Genomic DNA, 23,329 nt, shown 5'->3' with positions numbered 1-23,329 from the left:
TCACCTTCTAACACATTTTTCTTCTTACTTAAATTCAACGAATTTTTCTCCTTCAATAACTAACACCGTAGGGTCCATTAATACATCGCCCTCTTCGTCAAAAGAGAAATTGCCGAGAATTCCTTCAAAATCCTTTGTTTTTGCTAATGCATCTCTTACAGCATCACGATCTGAACTTCCGGCATTTTTAAGTGCATCTGCTAGAATGTATAATGCGTCATAGGCTTGAGCAGCGAATTGATCTGGAACATGACCATGTTCCTCTTCAAATTTCGTCACAAATTCCTGTACCTTTTCATCTTCTTTTTCGCTATACCATGGTGTTGCTACTATCAACCCATTTGAAGACTCACCGGCAATATTGATAACTTCCGGAGAATTGAATCCGTTACCACCAACAAACGGAACATCAATCCCCATTTTCCGTGCTTGGTCCATAATGACTGCCCCTTCGTTATAAAGCGCTGAAGCAAGAATTAAATCGGGATTCAAATTTTTAATCTTCGTTAATTGGGCATTATAATCCGATTGACCTTTTTGGAACGTTTCTGTCGTTAAGACTTCAAGTCCCATTTCTTCAGCCGTTTTCTTCATCGTGTCATAACCAGACTTTGTAAACACATCATCATTCCCGTAAAGAATAGCCACCTTCTTCACATCATATTTGTCTATTGCTTGTTGCATTGATGCAGGAATAGCCAACGCTTCAGGAATAGAATTACGGAAAACATAATCGCCAATCTGAGGGATCCCCTCAGCAGTTGTAGACGTTCCGATAATCGGCACACCACTTAAGTCTGCTTCTGGTCCAACGACATTCATTTCTGTACTAAGTGTCGGACCAATAATTGCTGTTACATTATCTGAGTTAATTAATTTTTGAGCAGCAGTTAAGGCTTGGTCTTGCTTACCTGCTGAATCTTCAAAGATTAGATTGATTTTCACATCACCTTTTGCATTTATTTCTTCCTGAGCTAACTTTAAACCACCTTGTATAGCTTCACCGTATGCAGCACCTGATCCAGTTAAAAAGGAGACCACTCCAACGTCTGCTGAAACCTCTCCTCCTTCAGTACCACTTGATTCTTCATTACCGCCGCCTCCACATGCGGTTAAAAAAAGCACACTTGAAAGCGCTGTAAATCCTACTAATTTTTTCATTAAACCTCTCATTTTCCTTGCCCCCCGAGAAATTAATTCATTTTTCAAAACTATATTACTATTAAAATATAAATATATTGCATTGTAAATAAAATATTTTAAAAATTCAGTACACAAATCCATTAATATACTAAATATTATCTTCTTTTGTCTATATGGGACAAAAGAATGACCATATCATTGTGTTGAAAATATATTGATATAGCTCATATAAAAATATATGATTAATAAGGTGAGCATTTGGGTAGTTACTATAATTGACTTTCTAAAAAAATTTTGAGGGAGAAGCCCTATTTGTACGTCTTTTTTTTATTGTCTTTTCTATATAAATAAATTCCCTCTTTTTTTGGAATGTTAATTATTAAACTAGAAAAAATTGTATTGGAATGTGGAAGGAGAAAAAGAATGGAAACAGGAATTATAATATCTATAGCAATTTATATGCTAGGTATGCTTTATATAGGGTATTACTCCTATAAAAGAACATCTAATTTAAATGATTATATGCTAGGTGGACGAGATTTAGGACCATTAACAACTGCACTTAGTGCCGGAGCCTCAGATATGAGTGGCTGGCTTGTAATGGGTCTTCCTGGTGCTATGTTTGCCACAGGGTTAAGTTCGGGCTGGATTGCTGTAGGATTAACAGTTGGGGCCTTATTAAACTGGATTTATGTGGCACCACGATTACGTGTGTACACAGAAATTGCGAATGACTCTATTACTATTCCAGGATATTTAGAAAATCGTTTTGGCGAAAAAGCCAAAATATTGCGAATGGTTTCCGGTGTTGTTATTTTAGTATTCTTTACATTTTATGTATCATCCGGGATGGTTTCTGGTGGCGTCTTATTTGAAAGTATCTTCGGCCTTAATTACCATACTGGACTCTTAATTATTGCAGGGGTAACAATTGCTTATACTTTATTTGGAGGATTCCTTGCTGTTAGTTTAACTGATTTAGTTCAAGGTTTAATTATGGTTATCGCTTTAGTATTAGTACCAATTGTTGCCTTAACTGAGATTGGTGGCTTAGGTGTCGCTGTTGATACAGCAAAAGAAATTGACCCTGCTCTACTAGATGTCTTTCGCGGAACTTCATTTCTTGGGATCATCTCATTATTAGCATGGGGACTTGGATACTTTGGTCAACCTCATATCATTGTTCGTTTTATGGCTATTAAATCAGTAAAAGACGTGAAAAAGGCAACATGGATGGGTATGATTTGGATGGTATTTTGTATTATTGGTGCCATGTTTATTGGCTTCGTTGGGATTGGTTTCTTCAATAATACTCAATATTCAATCGATGATCCAGAAACAGTATTTATACTATTAGGCGAGATTTTATTCCATCCATTAATTACTGGGTTTATTATTGCAGCGATTTTGGCAGCAATCATGAGTACTGTCTCATCTCAATTATTAGTAACATCAAGCTCTCTTACTGAAGATATTTATAATTCCTTCTTACGTAAATCGGCCACTGATAAAGAGTTGGTATTTATCGGTAGATTGTCAGTTTTAATTATCTCGGTAATTGCTTTATATCTTTCTTGGGAAAAGAATTCTACGATCTTAGATCTTGTCGGTTATGCATGGGCTGGATTTGGTTCTGCATTTGGACCTTTAGTATTACTTAGTTTATATTGGAAGCGTATGACAAGTTGGGGTGCACTAGCTGGTATGATTTTCGGAACTGCGACAGTCATCATTTGGTCAGCAGCAGGTTTATCTGATACCCTTTACGAAATAATTCCAGGATTCCTAATCAGCTTATTAGCTATAATTGTGGTTAGCCTTTTAACGAGCAAACCACCTAAAAAAGTGGAAGAAGATTTCGATGAATATCAACGAGTGATTAAATCTTAATTTCTAGAGAGTGAAAAGACCTAGGCGAGTTGCCTAGGTCTTTTTTTTTGCTCTTTTTATACTATTGGCTTTCATAGGTCTTTTTTAATATAATATGGGGTATGTGACTTGAATGTCCATCGTAAGGAGGATAAAAGCATGGATTTACAATTAGATAGAATAGAATCCTCTACCAATATAGAAGAAATAGCCGAAATGATTAGTATCCAACTTAAAAAACCTGTTGTTATTGAAGATGCACAGTTTTCTTTAATTGCCTATAGTTCTTATTTTACCGAGGATTATGATGAAGTGAATAAGCAAACCATCTTTAATAAACAATGGCCCATCTCAATCTTTGAAAGATTTACAGATGAAGGTATCGTTGATCAGTTAACTAAGCATAAGAAACCTTTTCGTATAAAAGCAATGAAAGATATTTCACTGAATAAACGGGTTGTTGTTTCCGCTATTTATCAAAATGACATTTACGGTTATATATGGATACAAGAAACAGCACCTAAGTTAAAAGAAAAAGAGTTAGCGTTCCTGGATGCCGCTTCTTCTCATATCGCATTCTTGCTTAATCGTGACAAGCTCGCTAAAGATGGTAAGGTTGAAGAAGATCATTATTTTTATGAAAAAGTCATCGAAGACTCATTCCAAACGAAACATCAATTAAAGGTAGAGGCAGCTTCAGCAAAGGTTACATTGCCTAAAGCTTTTATTGTTGCTGTATTTAAGGTGGAAGAAGGCGATGATAAAAACTTTGAAGAAATCATTAATACGGTAAGATTATCTGTCAATAATATGACTCAGTCTGCCTATATTTTCTTCTACCACTTAGAAATGATTGTTTTGCTTGCTAGTCATGATCAACAAGATGTTTCTTTAGAAGAGAATGCAGAACACCTCGTACAGTCAATACGTTTGCAATATGCAGATACATCGTTGGTCGTTGGGATTGGAAATAAGTATTCTTCTATCTATAAATTAAGGCAAAGCTATACAGAGGCTCTTGAGGTTTTACAAACCGCTATGTTTTTTAATAAGGAACAGTCTCTTCCAATCAATTATCGAAAACTAAAAACATTACGCTATTTAGCTATCATTGAACAACATAATAAACAAACCAATTATAGTAATGAAGATTTAGTTATTTTATTGACGAAGGATCAAAATAATCATACGAATTATATTGATACATTAGAAGCTTACCTTCTCAATAACTGTCGTCTCAAGCCTACAGCAGAAGAATTGTTCATTCATGAAAATACGCTAAAGTACCGATTAAAGAAAATACATCAATTAACTACGATTAATTTTGATGACTTTAATACACGATGCCAATTATTTATAGATCTACAATTACTGAGGCGCAAACAATCAATTATAGCCAACCATCAAAACTCAGGATTAAACAATAATAATCCTTTATGAATGGAAAAGAAGAAACCAATCATTGAATGATTGGTTTCTTTATTGTCATTTAAGATTTACTTATGATTACAGAAGCTAGCTTATTAAACTTTCAATAAGTAAGACCAGGCAAATTGTGCATATAGCTCTGCACCCGTTACTAAAGCATCTTCATCTATATTAAACCTACCATGGTGATGTGCCCATTCGGTATCCTTATCCTTATTTCCACTTCCTACAAGCGCAAAGCTGCCTGGTGCGTAATCCAGATAAAAACTGAAATCTTCTCCACCCATTGTTGGTTTTTCATCAAATAGGACATCAGGGCCAAAACAGTCGACTGCCACCTCTTGGACTAACGCAGCACTCTCCTCATGATTAATTACTGCTTGGGTCCCTCTCGTATACTCAACCACTGCCTTGCCACCGTATAGACCAGCAACATGATTTGCATAGTGAGATAATTGCTCCTCTATGTGATCTCTAACTGCAGGTTCAAAACAACGAACGGTTCCCTCAAGTTTAGCATTTTCAGCAATGACATTAAATCTAGTTCCAGACTCAAGCTTTCCTACTGTTACAACTGCTCCTTGCTGTGGATCAATTGTTCTTGAAACAATCGACTGCAAATTCAGCACAAAGGAAGAAGCCATCACTGTTGCATCTATACAATCATGTGGAATTGCACCATGTCCCCCTTGGCCTTGAAAAGCTACATGAAAAATATCAGCAGATGCAAACTGAGGTCCTGCGGTACAAGCAATTTTATTTGTCTCCATTTGGGACCAAATATGAATACCAAACACATGATCAACCTCTGTCATTGCTCCTTGCTCGACCATTGCTAGTGCACCTCTGGCTGCTTCTTCAGCTGGTTGAAAAATAAGACGAACACTTCCACTTAATTCTTCCTTCATACTATTTAAAACATCCGCTGCTACTAATAGCATGGCTGTATGTGCATCATGGCCACAAGCATGCATTTTCCCTTCTACTTGTGATGCGTAAGATAATTCTGTATTTAGCTCTTCTACAGGTAGGGCATCAATATCCGCTCTTAAAGCTACTTTTTTTCCAGGCTTACCGCCAGTAATTTCAGCAACTATACCAGTCGGTTTCATTCTCCGATATGGAACTTGTAAATCTTCCAAGTAGTTAGCAATAAACTCTGTTGTTTTTACTTCTTCCCATGATAATTCCGGCTCACTATGAAGCTTTCTTCTTAATTGAATCACTTCATTCGCTCTCGCAAGTATTGCCTCTTTAATATAGTTGTTCATGTTAGTTCACCTCCGTGAGATGTTTTGCTGCTTCAAATAAAACATATACTGCTTTTTCAATATCTTGATGGTCTGACCATTCTTCTGGGCAGTGGCTTAATCCATCTTTGCTTGGGATAAAGATCATAGCCGCCTTCGTTTGTTCAGCAAATACCATGGCATCATGTCCAGCCCCACTGAAAATAGATTGATAAGATATTTTATATTTCTCGCAGCCCTTTTCTAATTGCTTCTTCATCTCATCATCTAATATTGTTGGTGACATATATAATTGTTCTGCAATAGAGATAGATATTTTCTCACTTTGTAACTGACGAATAAAAGTTTGTGTTTCCTCTAGTAGAGTTTTCAATTTAGCTTCTTCTGTTGACCGTAAATCAATCGTAAATGTAACCGACCCAGGTATAACATTTGCTCCATTCGGATAGACTGATAGTTTACCAACTGTAACGACAGTCCCCTCTCCGTAAGTTTCAGCAATCTTAGGTAGCTTAGCAATCATATGTGCTGCCATTACAAGCGCATCTGCACGACCATCCATTGGTGTTGTTCCTGCATGACCTGCCTTTCCCTTAATTGTTATCTCCAATTGTGATAAACCCACAATGCCTTCTACGATACCAATTGAGGTCTTCTCATTTTCTAAAATCGGTCCTTGTTCAATATGCAGTTCTAAGTACGCCTTCATCGTATCTCTGTCACGCTTCTTTACGAGGTCTGGGTTCAAACCAATACTCTTCATCGCTTCAACTGTGGAAACTCCTTGTGAATCCGCCAACTCTCTAAATGTCTGGTCTGTAAGCTTACCTGTTATACTTCTAGATCCCATTAACCCGCCACCAAACCTTGACCCTTCTTCTTCTACTAGTGCCACAACTTCCAATGGATACTTAGGTTTAATGCCATTCTCTTGGAATAGTTTTGCCACTTCCAATCCAGCTACCACCCCAGCAGGGCCATCATAATCACCACCATGTGGAACAGAATCAAAATGAGAGCCGATTAAAACGCTTGGTCCATTCACCTCTCCAGCCAATTTACCAAAAATGTTCCCTACACCATCTTCCGATACAGTTAATCCGTAGTCTCTCATGACATCCTTCAAATAGTTTCTTGCTTGTAAATCTTCATTTGAATAAGTAAGTCTCGTTGTACCTTTTCCGGGCGTACTTGTATACTTACCAAGTGTTTTTATATGTTGATCAATTCGAGTTAATACATTACTCAACATTCATCACTCCTTCATTTCGATTGCGAATTTATAAGAATTGGACAAATAGACCTGCTAAAATAACCGAGACGATCGTGACGGTTATAAACCCGCCCACTAACATTGGTGGCAACATATGACTAGTGAGGATATTTCTTTCCTCTTCATCATCTGTTAATGATTTAATTACTTCATTGGTAATAATGTAATCTGCTGGAAATCCGTATAATGCGGTTAAAGATACAGCAAAGGCCATCTCTTTACTTACCTTAAGAATTTTACCGACGATCATTGAGAAAATATACATACCGATTACACCAATGACGATTGTTGCAATTAAAGGATAAATTATTTCTAGCATCATACTTGGTGTTGCTTGCTTTAGTCCATCAAAGATAAATAACATCAATGCCATAATTGCGAAACCAAACCCATTTGCTTTTTGTAACGACTGCTTCTCTAAAAATCCAAAACTTGTAGCAATCACACCAAATAATAAACAGAGGACAAACGGACTAATTGAAACGACCGGGGTTAATACAGTTGACACAAGATAGGCAAAGAAAGCAACTATACCTAGACGGAAAAACTTAAAAAAGTCTGTATTGTACTTCTCAGGTAGCCATTTAAACAACTTTAATTCTACTTCTTCAGTTGTGGCTGCTGTCTCCTCGACAGAATCCTTTATTTTCAATTCCCCTTTACGTACTTGCTGAAGAAGCTTTTTCCCTTCCTTTTTCAAGACAAAGGATGTCAGTGGATAACCAGCAAAACCTTGCATAACGTAAATAACAATGGCAAATACGGATAATGATACAAGTCCCGCTTCGGCAGCTGCGTCTGACATCAATAATGCCGATACTACACCACCAACAAGTGGTGGAATAGCCACTACCATTGTTTGAAAATCGAAAAGTAGTACACCAACTGTAAATAAAATGACAATAATGCCCAAGATTCCAGAAAGAGCAATCACTACCGTTTTCCACTGCTGCTTTAATTCCCGTAAAGAAAGCAATGTACCCATATTAGTAATGAGCAAATACATTAATAATGTTGCTACAGACGATTGGATACCAGCCACTTCAACAATATCCGTAGGGAAGAACGTCCAATATCCAAGGAGAAATAGTGAAGCACATATAAACATGGATGGCACCCATGCCTTTGTTCTGGTAGCTACCACATCCCCAATAAATAAAATTCCAATTACAATTACAAAAGCCATTAGCTGAGACATACATGCCACTCCTTTAAATTCGATTTTGATATTTTACAATAGTATCACGCTCCTTTTTAAATTAAAAGAACATTTTGTCTTTTATTATTATTTTTAATAATCTTTTTATTTGAAAGCGCTTTTATTTCTATAAATTCACTTAAATAGCATATAATTGTTAACTAGTTCATCCCTTCTCTTCAACATAAGTTAAGGTAAACGATTACTGTCAAACTACTAGGCATGGTAAGATTTAAAATTGTTGTACAAAAAAAAGACATACCCTCTGAATTAAAAAGGTATGTCTTTGCATTACGATAATAAACTTTTCGCAGCAACTGCTAGCTCCAATCTTTCTAAGGATTTCATATACGCCAGTTTCACGTTATGATCTTTTACATTCATTTCTTTAAATAGCATTTTCACTATACCCTCATTCTGAAACCAATCTTCTACCTCCGGCTTCTTATGACTAGTATCTTTCCATACATGAACAAGCACAGGACTAAATAACTTTTTCGCACCGCTTTTTAAATGACCATCTGCAATTCTTGGCTTATAGGTTTTTGTCGGTATTCCCTCCTGAACGACGCAATAGACATTCCTCCAGTAATCACTTCTTGACCCTGTATGGGGATGTTGGTTCGCCCACTTCACATAGCTTCGTAGTTGAGAAGGGTTTTCGTATAGAAGTGTGTACAATTTATACCCTAATTCTATTCTCTGATTCAACTTTGTAAATAAATGAACAACTAACCCTTTTAACTGTGATATTCCATGCGTCTGATACGGAAAAAGAATATAGTTAAAAGCAAAAACATCTTGTAATTTGAACTCAAGTGTTGAAGTCACTTCTTCTTTAAAAATTGGGTTTTGTACCACTCTTTTTTCTATATAGTTTTGTTCATTAATAATAAGCGCATGTGTAAGGATATGTGATTGCTTTTGCTGCCAAAAAATGGACCATACGGCTTGCATAAATGAAGAAACTCCTAAATGAGAGAGCAAATGAAATAACGGCTTACTTTGTCTGACACTTTCCTCGTATAGCAATAACTGTGGATATGCATCTTGAAAAATCAACCAATTGGCTCGTTCCATAAATTGAAAGAACGCATTCTGTTCTGTCTCACTTAATATCTTTGATAATAAATCCCCCTTTAAATCTGTCATATTCCAACCCGCATTTCTGGAGACGAAATGGGCTAGCAAAGCCCAATGCACTTGGGGGTATTTCAAATAAAACGCGAGATAAGCATTTGTTCTTGTCACATTATTGAGATTACAAGCTGTTGTTTGTTGGTTTATCTTTTCTAGGATCTGTTGTTCGTCAAGATTAAGTTCATTTATTGTGTTCTGCTTGTTTTTCTTTAGTAAGGTCACTAATTCTTTTTTTAGCTTTCTCCTAGTAATAGATGATTTTAAGCTTTTTCTTCGCCATTTATGAATTAAAAATATGGAAAACACCACCATTATGAATGATAATTTTGTCCAATGAATACTCATGTATTAATATTGCTTACATTGTTAGGAAAAGTAACGAAAAGGGTGAATATCATGAAGGTCTCAAATGGAATCAATCATTTAATTACTACTTTAAGAGCTGACCAAACAACTTCGGGTACTTGGGAATATCCTTTTGAATCTAGTATATCCACTGATACGTATATGATTATTTTATTAAGAAGTTTGGAAATTGATGATGAAGAGATGATAAAACAATTGGTTAAAAGGATACTAAGTAAACAAGAGGAAAACGGAGCATGGAAACATTATTACGATGAAAGAGGAGGCAGTCTTTCCTTAACTGTCGAGGCATATCATGCATTGTTGTATTCTGGTTATATCGATAAAAAAGATGATCGAATGAAAAAAGCAAAACGATTCATTTTACAACAAGGTGGCATAGAGGAAACCCATTTCCTAACCAAGCTGATTCTTACCATCACAGGACAGTATGAATGGCCAAAGTTCTTTCCCCTACCAATTGAACTAATGCTCATCCAACCTATCATGCCAATTAATTTCTATAGCATCTCCGTATACGGCAGAGCAAATATAGTTCCCATTATGATTATCGCAGAAAAGAAGTTTCGTTTTCGAACAGCCAGCAGTCCAGATTTATCAGATCTGTTCACTTCGAGAGAGGAAGCAAATTTTAGTTGGTCCCGTTCCTCTGAATGGCGAACCATACACAAAACAATCAAATCAAGTATTAAGAAAATTATAGGCCTACCACAAGAGTTACACCAACTGAGTATGAGCCGTGCAAAACAATATATGATGAATCACCTAGAACCTGACGGGACCTTATTTGGCTATATTAGCTCGACATTTTTAATGGTGTTTGCATTACTTTCATTAGGACATAAAAAAGATGATCCGTTAATTGAGAATGCGGTAAAAGGATTATACGGATTCAAGACAAAAGTAAAGGGTCATACACATATCCAATTCACTACTGCTTCTGTTTGGAATACAAGCTTGCTCAGTTATTCTTTACAAAAAGCTGGATTAACACCAAATGATCCAATGATAAAGAAAGCAACTAATTATTTACTTAGTAGACAACAATATAAATTTGGAGATTGGATCATTCATAATCCCAAGACAAAACCAGGAGCTTGGGGATTTTCTAACATTAACACTTTTCAGCCAGATACTGATGATACCTCAGCCACTCTTCGTGCAATTACAAACTCTGCAAAAATCGATGATAACATAAAAGAGGCTTGGAATTTAGGCGTGAATTGGCTCGTTTCCATGCAAAATGATGATGGCGGTTGGCCAGCTTTTGAAAAGAATACCAATAATAAGTTACTAGCTTTAGTACCAATCCAAGATAGTGAATTTATTCTCACCGATCCAAGCAGTGCCGATTTAACAGGAAGAGCCATGGAGTTTTTAGGCAATTACACACAAATGCCACACCAACATTCTCATTTCGACAAAAGTATTGAATGGCTTAAAACACACCAAGAAAAGAACGGTTCATGGTATGGCAGATGGGGCATTTGCTATATATACGGGACTTGGGCAGCTCTTACGGGATTATCAGCAATTGCATATGATAATAAAAGTGAAATGATCAAGAAGGCTACAAGCTGGCTACGATCCATTCAAAATGCTGATGGAGGTTATGGGGAATCCGCTTTAAGTGATAAACAAAAAAAATATATTCCATTAGGTGATAGTACGCTCACACATACTGCATGGGCCATAGATGCTTTAATTTCGGTAAGTCAGAAGCCAGATGAGACAATTAAAAGAGGCATAAAATACCTCCTCACATCTTTGGACAATGACGATTGGAGCGAAGACTACCCAGCAGGGCAAGGCCTCGCTGGTGCGATTTATTTTCATTATCACAGTTACCGTTACATTTTCCCTCTTTTAGCCTTATCACATTATCGTGAGAAATATGGAGAGGAATGAGGAAATCAAAACAAAAAAAGCCTTAGCAATTCTAATGAATATTGTTAAGGCTTATCTACACAATAATTCCTATCCAATCAACTTCCCTGCTACATACGAACTAATTCTTTCATGCTTTTTAACGATGGTGGTCGTAAATCATCAGGAATTGCTGCTTCATATTTCTTTCCAGCAGTCTCTTTAACAAACTCTTCTCTTGCCACATCGATTAAATTTGTATCCGTCAATAAATCAAATAAAGTTAATGCCATTGATTTTGCTGCTAAATGCATCCCCTTCAGTCCAATGGAGGACCCATAAGAAGCTGTAGCTTGCCAAGAATGGGGTTGAACACCAACTGGTGCACAAGTTGTCATGATTTGACCTACAGGTGTAATCCAACTTACATCACCAACATCTGTTGATCCCCCTATACATTGCCCTTTCAAATGTTTGAAATGATTTTTATCCGTTGGTAATAGATCTTCTAGTTCAATACCGAACTGCTTCTTGGACATTTCAACAACTTCGTTATCAACTGTTGCTACCAACTTTTCTGCAAAATTTAATTCATCTTGATTAAATGAAAAAGACACACCTTCCATATTTTTTAACATTACCTTATTAAGTGTGTCATTAGGCAAGACATTGTACGCATATGCCTTCACTTGATGCTCAACTTTTGTTTCAGTCATTAGTGCTGCACCTTGTGCAATTTTCTCTAATCGGTTGAACATACTATCTACTTGTTCTTTCGTAGTTGCACGCAAATAATACCATACACTTGCTTGATCAGGTACGATATTAGGTGCAAGGCCGCCATTAGTAATGACATAATGTATCCTTGAGCCATCTAATACATGCTCTCTCATATAATTTGCTCCAACATTCATTAATTCCACGGCATCTAATGCACTTCTCCCTGCATGCGGAGCTCCAGCAGCATGAGCAGTTATTCCCTTAAATTGATATTCTACCGAAACCATTGCTTGCATTGACATATTGACAACAAAATTCGCTACACCTGGATGCCAAGTTAATGCACAGTCTAAATCATTAAATACTCCTTCTCTTGCCATAAATGTTTTCCCAGAAAGAACTTCTTCTGCAGGACATCCATAATAACGAATCGTTCCATTTATTTCACTCGTTTTCATTGCTTCGCTCATCGCGATAACAGCTTCCACACCAGCGGTTCCTAACAAATTATGTCCACATCCATGTCCAGGTCCACCACTAATAATCTCTTCCCTGTTTGTAGATACCGCTTGTGAAAGTCCTGGTAAGGCATCAAATTCTCCTAATATTCCAATAACAGGCTTCCCGCTTCCATATTCGGCAACGAATGCTGTTTGTGCTCCTCCTACGTTTTCTCGAATGTCAAACCCTGCTTCTTGTAAGACTTGTTTTTGTAAATTCGATGCGTATTCTTCCTCATAAGCAACTTGTGGATGATTCCATATATCTTTTGCCATATCTGAAAAAAATTCTTCTTTATTTTTTATCCAATCTATAAGTTCTTCTTTGATCATTATAAATTCCTCCTTTATAATTACTTTCTTTTCTCTAATGATATACAAATGATGATAGTTAAGATGATACAGATAATTCCTTTAAAAAAAGTGGGAATAGGTATTAGATTTACAAATAATCCTACTGATAATGCAATACCTCCGTATAACGGCTTCTTAAGGGCAAACTGCGCAAATATACCTCCAAAAATAGCAGGAACAATATATATAAATGTTCCTTGAATCGATTCCGGAATAATTGATACGAGATAAGATCCAGAAACAATAATGAAAATTAATATGGCCATATTCATTAATGATGTTGCTCCTATTGCAAGAGCCGCAACAATTTCACCTTTTTTCGTTCCAGGTTCAGCACCAACAGCATTTTGAGCTGCCGCAGCAGAAGGCAAGCACATATTAGCAATATTTCCTGTTAAAAAGGCTTGATAGGTACCAGATATCCCTAAAGTTGGATAATATGATATTGGCTCCATAAACCAGGCATACCCGATGGCGGCAGCATAAGCTATCAACCCAGTAATAATTGGTTGCCAACCGGGATGTATACCTAATACAAAGGATAGATATAGAGGAAGTGAGATAGTCAATACAATGACCAACCCAATAGTTAGGCGTCCCCAGAAATGTGATTTTTGATGAAAAGTATACATTTCATATGAATGAATCACCTCATTTTTTTTAGCTGCTATATTACTTTCGGAAACCGCCATACTTTTCCCTCCTTAAAGGACAAAATAACTAACTGTTAAACCAACAATAATCGATACACCTAATGACCATTCATGTAAAAATTTGAGTTGATGACTTTTATTTGCAATAAAACTCACGATTAGCATCGCAGCAGCCGCTGTTAAAGCAACAATAGCTGTTTCCACCCCTTTGAATATTTCACCTGCAACAAAGTTACCAAAAACCGCAAGCATAGCAGCACTTGACACAATCATCATAATGGGGAGTTTGCCATCTGCTTGTTGTTTATTTGATACTTTCCTTTCAATCTTTGCTAATGATTTAGTAAATAAGAAGACAAAGAGTAGCCAACCACATCCACCAATACATAAAACCCATGCGACAGTTGCAAACGCTTCTGCAGTAAAACTTTCAGATCCAAGTTCTGTTCCATAAGCGGTTGCAGCCAAATTGGCGCCCATCGATTCAGTAGCAGCAGAACCTATAATGCCTATTCTCATTAATGTTAAAGGGTCACCTAGTAAAGTAATTAAAGATACAGCTACAACCACAATCCCAAATGAAGGACCTATTGCGTTAATCATCCCAACTTTTAAAGCGCTGTTAACATCTTGCTTACTTAGACCTACACTTTCACTTGTTTTCTTTGCCATTTGAATAAATTTAATTCCTTGGAAAATGACTACACCAATGACTGTAAGTGAGATAATCCACACAACTGGATGGCTTGCTATTTTTATTGCCTCCTCCATCATCATCCTCCTAAAATTTATAATTTTCTGTTTTTTATGATAGTTATATTGAAAAACAATTTATACAAGCTGTCAATTATGATGTAAGGAAATCTAACAATTAAAACTCCGCAAAGATAAGGATATTTACTTACTTTAATAATTCTTTTTGAACAATAAAACGCTTTCATCGTTTTATTAGAATAAAAAAATCGAGGAAAACTCCCCGATTTAGGTATTACGATTTATTTTTAAAAAACAACGGTTTTATTACCATATACAATCACGCGATCTTCAAGATGCCACTTTACTGCTCTCGCTAGAACACTGCGTTCGATTGAGGCTCCTTTTCTCTTCAAGTCCTCTACTTCATCCCTATGATCAACTCGACTTATATCTTGCTCGATAATCGGCCCCTCATCTAAATCATTGGTTACATAATGTGAAGTTGCACCGATAATCTTCACTCCGCGAGCATAGGCACGATCATATGGTTTCGCACCAACAAATGCCGGTAGAAACGAATGATGAATATTAATGATTTTATTAGCTTGAGCAGAAACAAATCGAGATGTCAAAATTTGCATATAACGAGCGAGAATGACAACATCTATATTATACTCTTCAAGTAATTGTAGCTGCTTTGTTTCCACTTCTTCACGATTTTCTTTCGAAGCAGGGATATGGTAAAAAGGAATTCCTAATGACTCAACAATTTCTTTTGCCTCTAGATGGTTACTGATAACTAATGGAATTTCCATCATCATGTCGCCATTCTGCCATTCTAATAGTATCTCTCTTAAACAATGGAGCTGCTTTGAAACAAAGATTGCCGTTCTTTTTAATTCACTATTTTGTTGTAACTTCCATTCCATTTCAAAATCTTGAGCAACATTTATAAATGACTCTTTCATTTGTCCAAATTTTTGTGGAAGTTCAGGACACTCAAATTCAATGCGCATAAAAAAGTTGCCACCTTCATGATCAGTGGAATATTGACTGGATTCGATAATATTAGCTTGGTGTTGAAATAAAAACTTCGAAATGTGGGCGACAATCCCTGGTTGATCAGGGCATTTGATGAGCAAGCGACCCCTGTTTTTATTTTTCTCTTTATAAACTTTTGCTTGATTATTAAATAATGTATTCATGTTGCACTCCTTCAAACTATTTATTGCATTTTAACCTTTTCTTTCATAAAGACGCAAACCTTTTGCAAAAAAAAACACACTCATTGTACATTGCTTGAATTTAGACCCCATTCTCTTATACTATAATAGGAGCATGCAACCTGTGTTTTTATGTTACAAAAATATGACTTTAGTGGCATTTTTGACATAAATAATCGTATTTCGACAAAAAGGAAGGTATAATTATAAAATCACAGGATAATAGTTTCATATAAGGAGGAATTATAAGATGGAATGGGTATTAGCCATTTTACTTGGTGCAGCTGTTGTGTTGCTCATTTTATCATTTGTTAAGGGTAAACAATCGAAATCAGAACAAGAACAACATATTGACCAGGTTTCTTTTTCCTTAATGGATGAAATTCACCAACTACAGCAAAAAGTAAAATTCATGGAAATAGATGCTGAGATAACAGCGGTAGAAGCAGGTACATCTGAAGTACAATCGGATCATAGATTACTTCTACGTGAAATGATTGACCTACATAGAAGAGGATACTCCAACGAAAGCATCGCTCAAAAACTAAAGATGTCATTACAAGAAGTGAATAACCTACTAGCTCCATACGAAAAACGTAGTACGGAAAGGAGTAAAGTAGCTCAATGAGTGAGAAAACGATGCGCAGCTTTGCTGGTGGTTTAATTGTCGCAGCAGTCATTCTCGGGATTACTTATTTCCTTAGTCCGGCCGAAAGCAAACAAACAGAAGCTGCCGAGCCAAAAGCAACAGAAGAAGTCGATCAACCCGCAGAAGCAACCAAAGAAGAACTTAGTACTGAAGAGATGGAAAAAGCCTTACAATCTCAAGGATTTATTATTCATAGTGAAGAAGAATGGAACAATATTAATAAAGATATGAAAGATATCGCTTCTGTTAAAGAAGAAAATGAAAAGCTAAAAAAGCAACTTAACGATGCAAAAGAAAATGAAAATGAAAAAGCTGTTTACCGTACGATGCTCACAGTTACCTCTGGTATGACTAGTATCGACGTCGGTAATGCACTTGAGTCTGCAAAAATCATTAAAAATGGTAAAGACTTCTTTGATGCCGTAGAGAAAAAGGGTCTAGAAAATGATCTACGTCCAGGGACTTTTGAAGTAAATAGTGACATGTCAATGAACGAACTTGTAAATAAGGTATTTAAGAAATAACCATCATGGGAAAAGCATCTGATGTCATCAGGTGCTTTTTTATTGCCTTCCTAACTCTTCGTTCATAAACAAATAGTGAGTAGCAACTGTTTCCTCATACCAATCAGAGCGATTTCAGATAGTTAACTGCTCGTATTCAATTTGTCGGTCATCATGTGTAAAAATCGGAAAGATTGCTGCGCAAATTTGATTTGCTCAGTCATCAATCATGCATTCTACAATGTTAGCTGCACAAACTCGATTTACACTTACATAAAGCATAAATTCTTCAATTGAGCAAAAGTCGACTTTCCCCTACTTATAAAGATATTTCGATAAAAAATAGAGCAAAAGCTACATAACTCTCTAACGTTGCTTAAGTTTCTAAGAAGAATATGAATAATCGTGATATATTAATGTCAAAATACTCCTATATCATTCTATATCGACCAAAAATGAGTGAAGTTTAAATTGATAAAAGAAGATTGGGGAATGTTCATTATGAGTATTTATGTATATCAATCATTTCAACTAAAACAAGAAAACTTTCAAGAAGGCATACAAAATCTCGCTAATATCAAAAGCTTTCGCAACGAAAACTACAGTCACGAGGTTGAAATTCTCTGCCCTATTTCCGGTAATGACCATACCTATTGCCTCATTGCCATATATGAAGGACTCGCCGAGATGGAATTGCAAAATAAAAAAATGTTTGAAGACGAGAAGTATAAGAAAATGATTAGTGATTTCTTCATCGAGCATACTGTTCAGAATAGTATAGAGACCCAATTGTTACGAAGCCTCCAATTACCACCTAAGACAAAGAAATAATAGATAAACATTTCGTTGCCCTATACAAATATCAGAAAATTCATTATAATTAACGCGTCTTGGATTACTTGAAAAGAGGCGTTAATTATGACAGATAGAAGCGATCAAGGTAGGAATATACTTATTTTTATAGGGATTATCACAATTGCATTCAATTTACGCCCTGCGATTACTTCAGTTGGCCCCATTATTGGTGACATACAACATGAATTGCAGTTTAATACGAGTACAGTGAGTTTACTAACCACGCTCCCTTTATTAGCCTTTTCAGCTATCTCCCCCTTTGCTCCTTTTTTTGCAAAAAAATGGGGAATTGAGAGGGTGCTTTTCTGCGGTCTAACACTGATAGGTCTAGGTGTCTTCATGCGCTCTACTAATTTTATTTTCATACTATTTCTTGGTACCTTCATGATCGGGTTAGGGATAGGTATTTGTAACGTGTTACTCCCAAGTCTTGTTAAAGCACAATTCCCATTAAAAATAGGGCTAATTACTGGCATATATACGTTAGCAATGGGGGTATTTGCTGGCTTTGCACCAGGTATTAGTGGAACACTTTCTAGCAATGGGATTGCATGGAAAACCAGTCTACTAATTTGGGTAATCCCTATTTTACTTGCTTGTCTTCTATGGATACCATTTATTAAAAAGACACCTAAAAAAAACCCTGTTCCTCTCCTTTCATTCTCTACATTGTTTAGGTCGGGAATAGCATGGCAAATCACCGGTTTTATGGGGTTGCAATCGTTTATCTATTTTGGTTTTTCCACATGGTTACCAGAGATATTGATAGTAAAAGGTTTCACGTTAGAAATGGGTGGTTGGATGCTAACTATCATGCAAATCTCGGGTTTACCAGCGAGTTTTTTTATTCCTATTTTAGGAGAAAGATTATCACATCAAAAATGGATTGGGTTAGGGATTGGTACAACCCTTATTACAGGTTTATGCGGGTTATTTCTCACTTCAAATATGGTGATCACATTTCTAAGTATTATCCTCATTGGTCTTTCTTTAGGAGCTGCGATAAGTCATTCATTAGCATTAATGAGTCTACGATCTATGAACAGTGAACAGGCTGCCTCTCTTTCTGGCATGGCCCAATCTTTTGGTTATTTATTGGCAGCATGTGGTCCTTTCTTACTTGGACTTCTTTATGACCTTTTTCACCAATGGCATACAGCATTTTTTGCCCTTATTACTATTGCCGTTCTTTTTACTTTATGTGGGATCGGGGCTGGAAGAAATGTTTTTGTGCAGGAAACCACAAACCTCAAGCAAATCTCTTAAATCATTTAGCTGGGTTCATAATTACAACCCAGCTTTTTTTACTTACTACTCTTTGATTACAGGAATCCAAATTTCTGAGTAAAAATTGCTACGGTTGGAACCATCTTCAGGATATACCTCTAACTCAGCTGTTCCCGCATGTCTATAACCGCTCGTTGGAAACCATTCTGAGAATATTTGTTTCCACGTGTGTTGGATTGCTTTAGGCATCTCTCCATGCACTTGAAATACGGCCCAAGTTGAGGCTGGTATCGTTATTGTTTCAAAACTAGTAGAATGCCCATTATGATTGACAGCAATCCAATAGTCAATTTCCCTATGATTTATATGATCCACGCAAACCCCAAGCACACCTTTTATTGAGCCATTATTTAATGAAAGTAAGCGATCACAAGTCCCATCTTGATTCACTTGATTCCATAACTTTGGAATTTCTGTTAGGTTTGCATCGTTTTCAAGGGAATAATTCTTTCTTATGCCTACTACTTGAAAGCTATCTTTTGAAATTATTGTATGATTCATTGGTTCCGCTCCTTCTAATGTTACATGTATTTTTAAGGGCTGATATAATTTCAACTTTCCACGGTATTTCTTTACTTCTGATGGTGAGATATGATGTTGCTTCTTGAATGCCTTAGTAAATGCTTCTGGGGTTTCATAGCCATATTTTAGGGCAATATCAATAATTTTCTCATCATTATTACCAAGCTCAATAGCTGCACCCGTTAATCTTCGTCGTCTTATATATTCCCCTAGCGTCATATCCGTTAAAATGGCAAACGTTCGTTGAAAGTGAAAAGGAGAAGTATTCGCTTGTTTTGCTACCTCCTCACTGTTTAATTTTTTCAACAGGTTTGCTTCAATATAATCCAACGCTTTTTGTATATCTGTTACCCAACTCATAGTCTCTTCTCCTTCGGTTCGATTGTATACCGCATCATTTATTTACTCCTGTCATTTATTGCTCTGTTTGGATAGGTTAACTACGGTCGCATAAAAGAACAAACACTTCCTATCACTACAGTATTCCTTACCATTTTTCACATGATAAGTGTACATAATATTTATATTAATTCGAAACACTAGAAAAGGTAAAAGAATTACAGTAGGGATCTTCTATTTAATCATCCGGAGTTACGCTTTGACAATAAAAAAGGTGGTATATGACAGTGAATAATGAAACTAAACATCAGAAATTCGGGGCCGTCTTTTATTGGTCAGTTGGTATTTTACTCGTTTTAATTATTATCGGTGCATTCGCTCCAAAAGTGATGGAAAACTATACAGCTGCTATTCAGTCAGCCATCACCTCTACTTTTGGCTGGTATTATTTAATCATAGTCACGGTTTTTGTCTGTGTTTGCTTATTTTTAATTGTTAGCCCTTATGGGAAATTAAAACTGGGGAAGTCAGATGAAAAACCAGAATATAGTTATCCTACTTGGTTTGCCCTTTTATTTAGTGCCGGGATGGGTACAGGACTCCTTTTCTGGGGAACAGCAGAACCGATTTCTCATTTCGCAATTGACTCTCCTACAGGGCAAACGGGTACCGATCAAGCAGCAATGGATGCTTTAAGGTATGTCTATTTTCATTGGGGTATTCATGGTTGGAGTATATACGTCATTATTGCTCTTTGTCTTGCCTTTTTCAATTTTCGTCGAGGGGGAGATGGTTCAATTAGCTCTACACTATCTCCTATTATGAAAAATACCGATGGTCCGTTAGGAAAACTAATAGATATTATCGGTATTATTGCCACTGTTGCGGGAATCGCCACTACTCTTGGTTTTGGTGCTAGTCAAATTAATGGCGGGATCTCTTACATTTGGAATATCCCTAATTCTTTTCTCATTCAATTAGTGATTATTATCATTATTACAGTCATTTTCTTAATCTCAGCCACCACTGGGATTGATAAAGGTATCAAACTCTTATCCAATGTCAATATGATACTTGCGCTCGTACTCCTACTCTTTTTTATTGTTTTTGGTTCAACTGTTTATTCCTTAAATTTGTTCACAGACACGATTGGAAAATATATACAACGACTGCCAGAGATGAGTTTTAGATTAACACCCAATAATGAGCAAAGCAGAGAGTGGATTAACAATTGGACGATTTTTTATTGGGCATGGTGGATGGCATGGTCACCGTATGTCGGCACATTTATAGCAAGAGTATCTAGAGGAAGGACCATACGTGAATTTACTATTGGAGTATTGCTTGTACCTACCATTGTTACATTTATTTGGTTCGCTTTCTTAGGAGGTACTGCTATCGATATGCAAATGACAGGGATAGCTGATTTGGCTTCAATGACTACAGAGCAAATGCTATTTGGAACATTAGCAGAGATGCCGATTAGTTTTATTACCTCTGTCCTCTCTCTTATCTTGATTGCTATTTTCTTTATTACATCAGGTGACTCCGCTACTGTTGTGTTGGGGATGCAATCAGTTAAAGGTGTGTTAAATCCGACGAATCGTAATAAACTCATATGGGGTGTCTTACTATCAGCCATCGCCACTGTATTGCTCTATTCTGGTGGCCTACAAGCACTACAAAATACAATGATTATTGCTGCCTTCCCATTTTCGTTCGTAATGATCCTCATGACGATATCTTTAATCAAAGAACTGCAGCAAGTAAAAAGAGAACTAGAGCTTTCAGGCGCAACCAAAGATAAACTAATGTCAAGAAGGTTACAAAAACAATTAATCAAACAAGAACTAAAAGATGAAAAACGTTGGATTGAGAGTAAAATGGAAGAAGAGAAAAAACGCTTAAAAAAGAAAAAGAAAGAAAAAATGGAAGAACTAAATAACAAGAAGGAGGAATAACCTCCCCCCTCTTGTTTTTTTAGTTCTTCACAATGTAGCTGTTATTCTTCTAGCCACTTCAATACCATTCTCCATACAATCCGGAATCCCTGAACCATAGTAAGAACTTCCTGCTATATACACGCCAGGATATTTTTCTATAAGCGTTTGTTCAATTCCTTTGATTAAATGCGGGTGGTCCAGTGTATAAGTAGGCATTAATTCATTCCATTTTGTTATTTCCCATACAATGGGTTCAGCTGTTAGTTTTAAGCTTTTCTGTAAATCTTCTCTTGCAAGATCAAGTAATCCTGTATCTTCCATATCCTTCACGCTAGCGAATGAAGGGTGGCTACTTTTGTAGAAGAGACGGACAAGCAGATTCCCACTTTTAGACGTATGTTTCCATTTTCTACTCGTCCATGTACAAGCATTACAGTGTAGCTCATTATTGCTTGATGTAATAAAGCCAGTTCCATCTTTGGGTAAGACCGCATCAGGAACATCGAATCCTATGTAAACACTAATGAGTGAGCTGTTTTTCATGTTAGAAAAATACTGATTCAATGCTGCGTCATCAAGTAATTGTTGCGCAACTTGATGTGGAGTGCTCAAGACAATATGATCTGCTTTCATCACTTCACCATTTGAAAAACTCACCTTATAATGTTGCTTCACTTTTTGTATTGATTGTGCCTCGTATCCTTTTTTGATTTCCACTGCCCCAAGAGATTTTTCATATGCGTCAATAATTGTTGAAAGACCATTTTTGAAAGAGAGGAACTTCCTTTCACCGCTACTCTGATATTTCTCCTTATGATCATTGAACCCCATGATAATGCTTCCGTATTTCTTTTTATATTCGAAAACAGCTGGTAAGGTAGATGAAATCGTCAAATCTTGTAGTTTTCCAGAATAAACACCCGATAATACTGGAGCAATCTGCTTCTCTACTAATTCCTCGCCAAAATAATAGGTAAGAAAGTCACCAATACTATCTTCAACTGTAAATGGATTCTTATGGTGATAAACGTCTTTTAATGCTCGAACTTTACCTTCAGCAGAGACTAATGTAGTTTTAGCCAATGACTCAATACTTGTCGGTATACCAAATACAGCATCAACTGGGATGGGCTTTATCTCGCCATCGGTAAATAAATAAGAGCGACCTGTCCCGTTATAAACGACCTCATCACTTAAATTCAGTTCTGAAAAGATTTCTCTACCCATTACTTTCCTTGAGACAATAGAATCAGCGCCCGTTTCCATCATAAATCCATCCGCTTCAACGGTTTTAATTTTTCCACCTAGATGATTTTGTGCTTCTATTAATATAATGCGAATGTCGCGATTGTTTGCGTTTTTCCATTTTTGTAGTTCATGGGCAGCTGACAGACCATTTATGCCACCACCGACGATCAACACCGTTTCCATTACGTACACCTCAACTTTTTCTCAATGATAATAGTTTATCACAACATCACTACTTCAACTCAATCTCTATCAACAATTGAATGACTTTTGCATTTAAAAAAGATTTTTTTTGATAAATATG

Annotated in this window: 19 protein-coding genes; 8 read left to right on the top strand and 11 right to left on the bottom strand. The window is 36.4% G+C overall.

The genetic code is table 11. The features are described from left to right. Positions 1-24: 24 nt before the first annotated feature. The gene (locus MHI57_RS22520) at positions 25-1,173 is read right to left on the bottom strand and encodes an ABC transporter substrate-binding protein (protein WP_095370024.1); all 1,149 of its coding nucleotides are present in this window, start codon (positions 1,171-1,173) and stop codon (positions 25-27) included. A gap of 393 nt (positions 1,174-1,566) precedes the next feature. On the opposite strand from MHI57_RS22520, the gene putP reads away from it, so the two are divergent. Together putP and MHI57_RS22510 are read left to right on the top strand one after the other, a co-directional pair. After that, a complete protein-coding gene (gene putP / locus MHI57_RS22515) occupies positions 1,567-3,033 on the top strand; it encodes a sodium/proline symporter PutP (protein WP_095370025.1) in 1,467 nt (488 codons plus the stop codon). A gap of 138 nt (positions 3,034-3,171) precedes the next feature. Continuing rightward, on the top strand, positions 3,172-4,452 hold the full coding sequence (locus tag MHI57_RS22510; protein ID WP_095370026.1) for a PucR family transcriptional regulator: 1,281 nt from the start codon (positions 3,172-3,174) through the stop codon (positions 4,450-4,452). An 83-nt stretch (positions 4,453-4,535) separates the two neighbouring features. On the opposite strand, the gene MHI57_RS22505 is transcribed toward MHI57_RS22510, so the two are convergent. The 4 genes from MHI57_RS22505 to MHI57_RS22490 all read right to left on the bottom strand — a co-directional run bounded on the left by MHI57_RS22505 (position 4,536) and on the right by MHI57_RS22490 (position 9,523). Next, the gene (locus MHI57_RS22505; RefSeq protein WP_095370027.1) at positions 4,536-5,711 is read right to left on the bottom strand and encodes an amidohydrolase; all 1,176 of its coding nucleotides are present in this window, start codon (positions 5,709-5,711) and stop codon (positions 4,536-4,538) included. 1 nt (position 5,712) lies between these two features. Next, complete coding sequence (locus MHI57_RS22500) at positions 5,713-6,939, bottom strand: Zn-dependent hydrolase (RefSeq protein ID WP_370873394.1); 1,227 nt, start codon at positions 6,937-6,939, stop codon at positions 5,713-5,715. Between the two features lie 31 nt (positions 6,940-6,970). Then, a complete protein-coding gene (locus MHI57_RS22495; RefSeq protein WP_340978234.1) occupies positions 6,971-8,161 on the bottom strand; it encodes a hypothetical protein in 1,191 nt (396 codons plus the stop codon). A 291-nt stretch (positions 8,162-8,452) separates the two neighbouring features. After that, a complete protein-coding gene (locus MHI57_RS22490) occupies positions 8,453-9,523 on the bottom strand; it encodes a DUF2515 family protein (RefSeq protein ID WP_233435344.1) in 1,071 nt (356 codons plus the stop codon). A gap of 174 nt (positions 9,524-9,697) precedes the next feature. On the opposite strand from MHI57_RS22490, the gene shc reads away from it, so the two are divergent. Next, a complete protein-coding gene (gene shc / locus MHI57_RS22485; protein WP_307318010.1) occupies positions 9,698-11,575 on the top strand; it encodes a squalene--hopene cyclase in 1,878 nt (625 codons plus the stop codon). Positions 11,576-11,664: 89 nt separating this feature from the next. Here shc and MHI57_RS22480 read toward each other — a convergent pair whose 3' ends face one another. The 4 genes from MHI57_RS22480 to purU form a co-directional block, all read right to left on the bottom strand. After that, positions 11,665-13,086, bottom strand: a complete 1,422-nt coding sequence (locus MHI57_RS22480; RefSeq protein WP_095370032.1) for an amidohydrolase — start codon at positions 13,084-13,086, stop codon at positions 11,665-11,667. A gap of 20 nt (positions 13,087-13,106) precedes the next feature. Then, positions 13,107-13,799 (bottom strand): small-conductance mechanosensitive channel, encoded by a 693-nt coding sequence (locus tag MHI57_RS22475; RefSeq protein WP_233435276.1) that lies wholly within the window; start codon positions 13,797-13,799, stop codon positions 13,107-13,109. A gap of 12 nt (positions 13,800-13,811) precedes the next feature. Next, positions 13,812-14,531, bottom strand: coding sequence for a DUF5058 family protein (locus MHI57_RS22470; protein WP_322910061.1), 720 nt, complete (start codon positions 14,529-14,531; stop codon positions 13,812-13,814). A gap of 230 nt (positions 14,532-14,761) precedes the next feature. Continuing rightward, entirely contained in the window at positions 14,762-15,661 is a 900-nt protein-coding gene (purU, locus tag MHI57_RS22465) for a formyltetrahydrofolate deformylase (protein WP_095370034.1), read from the bottom strand. Between the two features lie 268 nt (positions 15,662-15,929). On the opposite strand from purU, the gene MHI57_RS22460 reads away from it, so the two are divergent. From MHI57_RS22460 to MHI57_RS22445, 4 genes are all read left to right on the top strand, one after another. Next, the gene (locus MHI57_RS22460) at positions 15,930-16,307 is read left to right on the top strand and encodes a hypothetical protein (RefSeq protein ID WP_095370035.1); all 378 of its coding nucleotides are present in this window, start codon (positions 15,930-15,932) and stop codon (positions 16,305-16,307) included. Further along, a complete protein-coding gene (locus MHI57_RS22455; RefSeq protein ID WP_340978232.1) occupies positions 16,304-16,852 on the top strand; it encodes a hypothetical protein in 549 nt (182 codons plus the stop codon). The genes MHI57_RS22460 and MHI57_RS22455 overlap by 4 nt, the downstream gene beginning before the upstream one ends. A 480-nt stretch (positions 16,853-17,332) precedes the next feature. Next, the gene (locus MHI57_RS22450; protein WP_095370037.1) at positions 17,333-17,662 is read left to right on the top strand and encodes a hypothetical protein; all 330 of its coding nucleotides are present in this window, start codon (positions 17,333-17,335) and stop codon (positions 17,660-17,662) included. Between the two features lie 87 nt (positions 17,663-17,749). Then, positions 17,750-18,952, top strand: a complete 1,203-nt coding sequence (locus MHI57_RS22445; RefSeq protein ID WP_340978231.1) for a CynX/NimT family MFS transporter — start codon at positions 17,750-17,752, stop codon at positions 18,950-18,952. Between the two features lie 45 nt (positions 18,953-18,997). On the opposite strand, the gene MHI57_RS22440 is transcribed toward MHI57_RS22445, so the two are convergent. Next, a complete protein-coding gene (locus MHI57_RS22440) occupies positions 18,998-19,855 on the bottom strand; it encodes an AraC family transcriptional regulator (protein ID WP_322910059.1) in 858 nt (285 codons plus the stop codon). Between the two features lie 266 nt (positions 19,856-20,121). Between MHI57_RS22440 and MHI57_RS22435 the strand changes: the two genes are divergently transcribed. Then, the gene (locus MHI57_RS22435; RefSeq protein WP_340978227.1) at positions 20,122-21,795 is read left to right on the top strand and encodes a BCCT family transporter; all 1,674 of its coding nucleotides are present in this window, start codon (positions 20,122-20,124) and stop codon (positions 21,793-21,795) included. A 27-nt stretch (positions 21,796-21,822) separates the two neighbouring features. Here the strand turns inward: MHI57_RS22435 and hemG are convergent, their stop codons facing one another. Next, positions 21,823-23,208, bottom strand: coding sequence for a protoporphyrinogen oxidase (hemG, locus tag MHI57_RS22430; protein WP_340978225.1), 1,386 nt, complete (start codon positions 23,206-23,208; stop codon positions 21,823-21,825). Positions 23,209-23,329 lie beyond the last annotated feature (121 nt).

The sequence above is a fragment of the Cytobacillus sp. FSL K6-0129 genome (assembly GCF_038007625.1).
In the GTDB taxonomy this organism is placed as follows: Bacteria; Bacillota; Bacilli; order Bacillales; family Cytobacillaceae; genus Cytobacillus; species Cytobacillus kochii.
Note: the sequence above shows the minus strand (reverse complement) of the source record. Positions and strands in the feature narration are given on the sequence as shown.

What these genes read in the sequence shown, in the direction of transcription:
- MHI57_RS22520 (WP_095370024.1), bottom strand. Translation starts at nt 1,173, where the DNA reads ATGAGAGGTTTAATGAAAAAATTAGTAGGATTTACAGCGCTTTCAAGT.
- putP (WP_095370025.1), top strand. Translation starts at nt 1,567, where the DNA reads ATGGAAACAGGAATTATAATATCTATAGCAATTTATATGCTAGGTATG.
- MHI57_RS22510 (WP_095370026.1), top strand. Translation starts at nt 3,172, where the DNA reads ATGGATTTACAATTAGATAGAATAGAATCCTCTACCAATATAGAAGAA.
- MHI57_RS22505 (WP_095370027.1), bottom strand. Translation starts at nt 5,711, where the DNA reads ATGAACAACTATATTAAAGAGGCAATACTTGCGAGAGCGAATGAAGTG.
- MHI57_RS22495 (WP_340978234.1), bottom strand. Translation starts at nt 8,161, where the DNA reads ATGTCTCAGCTAATGGCTTTTGTAATTGTAATTGGAATTTTATTTATT.
- shc (WP_307318010.1), top strand. Translation starts at nt 9,698, where the DNA reads ATGAAGGTCTCAAATGGAATCAATCATTTAATTACTACTTTAAGAGCT.
- MHI57_RS22480 (WP_095370032.1), bottom strand. Translation starts at nt 13,086, where the DNA reads ATGATCAAAGAAGAACTTATAGATTGGATAAAAAATAAAGAAGAATTT.
- MHI57_RS22475 (WP_233435276.1), bottom strand. Translation starts at nt 13,799, where the DNA reads ATGGCGGTTTCCGAAAGTAATATAGCAGCTAAAAAAAATGAGGTGATT.
- MHI57_RS22470 (WP_322910061.1), bottom strand. Translation starts at nt 14,531, where the DNA reads ATGGAGGAGGCAATAAAAATAGCAAGCCATCCAGTTGTGTGGATTATC.
- purU (WP_095370034.1), bottom strand. Translation starts at nt 15,661, where the DNA reads ATGAATACATTATTTAATAATCAAGCAAAAGTTTATAAAGAGAAAAAT.
- MHI57_RS22460 (WP_095370035.1), top strand. Translation starts at nt 15,930, where the DNA reads ATGGAATGGGTATTAGCCATTTTACTTGGTGCAGCTGTTGTGTTGCTC.
- MHI57_RS22455 (WP_340978232.1), top strand. Translation starts at nt 16,304, where the DNA reads ATGAGTGAGAAAACGATGCGCAGCTTTGCTGGTGGTTTAATTGTCGCA.
- MHI57_RS22450 (WP_095370037.1), top strand. Translation starts at nt 17,333, where the DNA reads ATGAGTATTTATGTATATCAATCATTTCAACTAAAACAAGAAAACTTT.
- MHI57_RS22445 (WP_340978231.1), top strand. Translation starts at nt 17,750, where the DNA reads ATGACAGATAGAAGCGATCAAGGTAGGAATATACTTATTTTTATAGGG.
- MHI57_RS22440 (WP_322910059.1), bottom strand. Translation starts at nt 19,855, where the DNA reads ATGAGTTGGGTAACAGATATACAAAAAGCGTTGGATTATATTGAAGCA.
- hemG (WP_340978225.1), bottom strand. Translation starts at nt 23,208, where the DNA reads ATGGAAACGGTGTTGATCGTCGGTGGTGGCATAAATGGTCTGTCAGCT.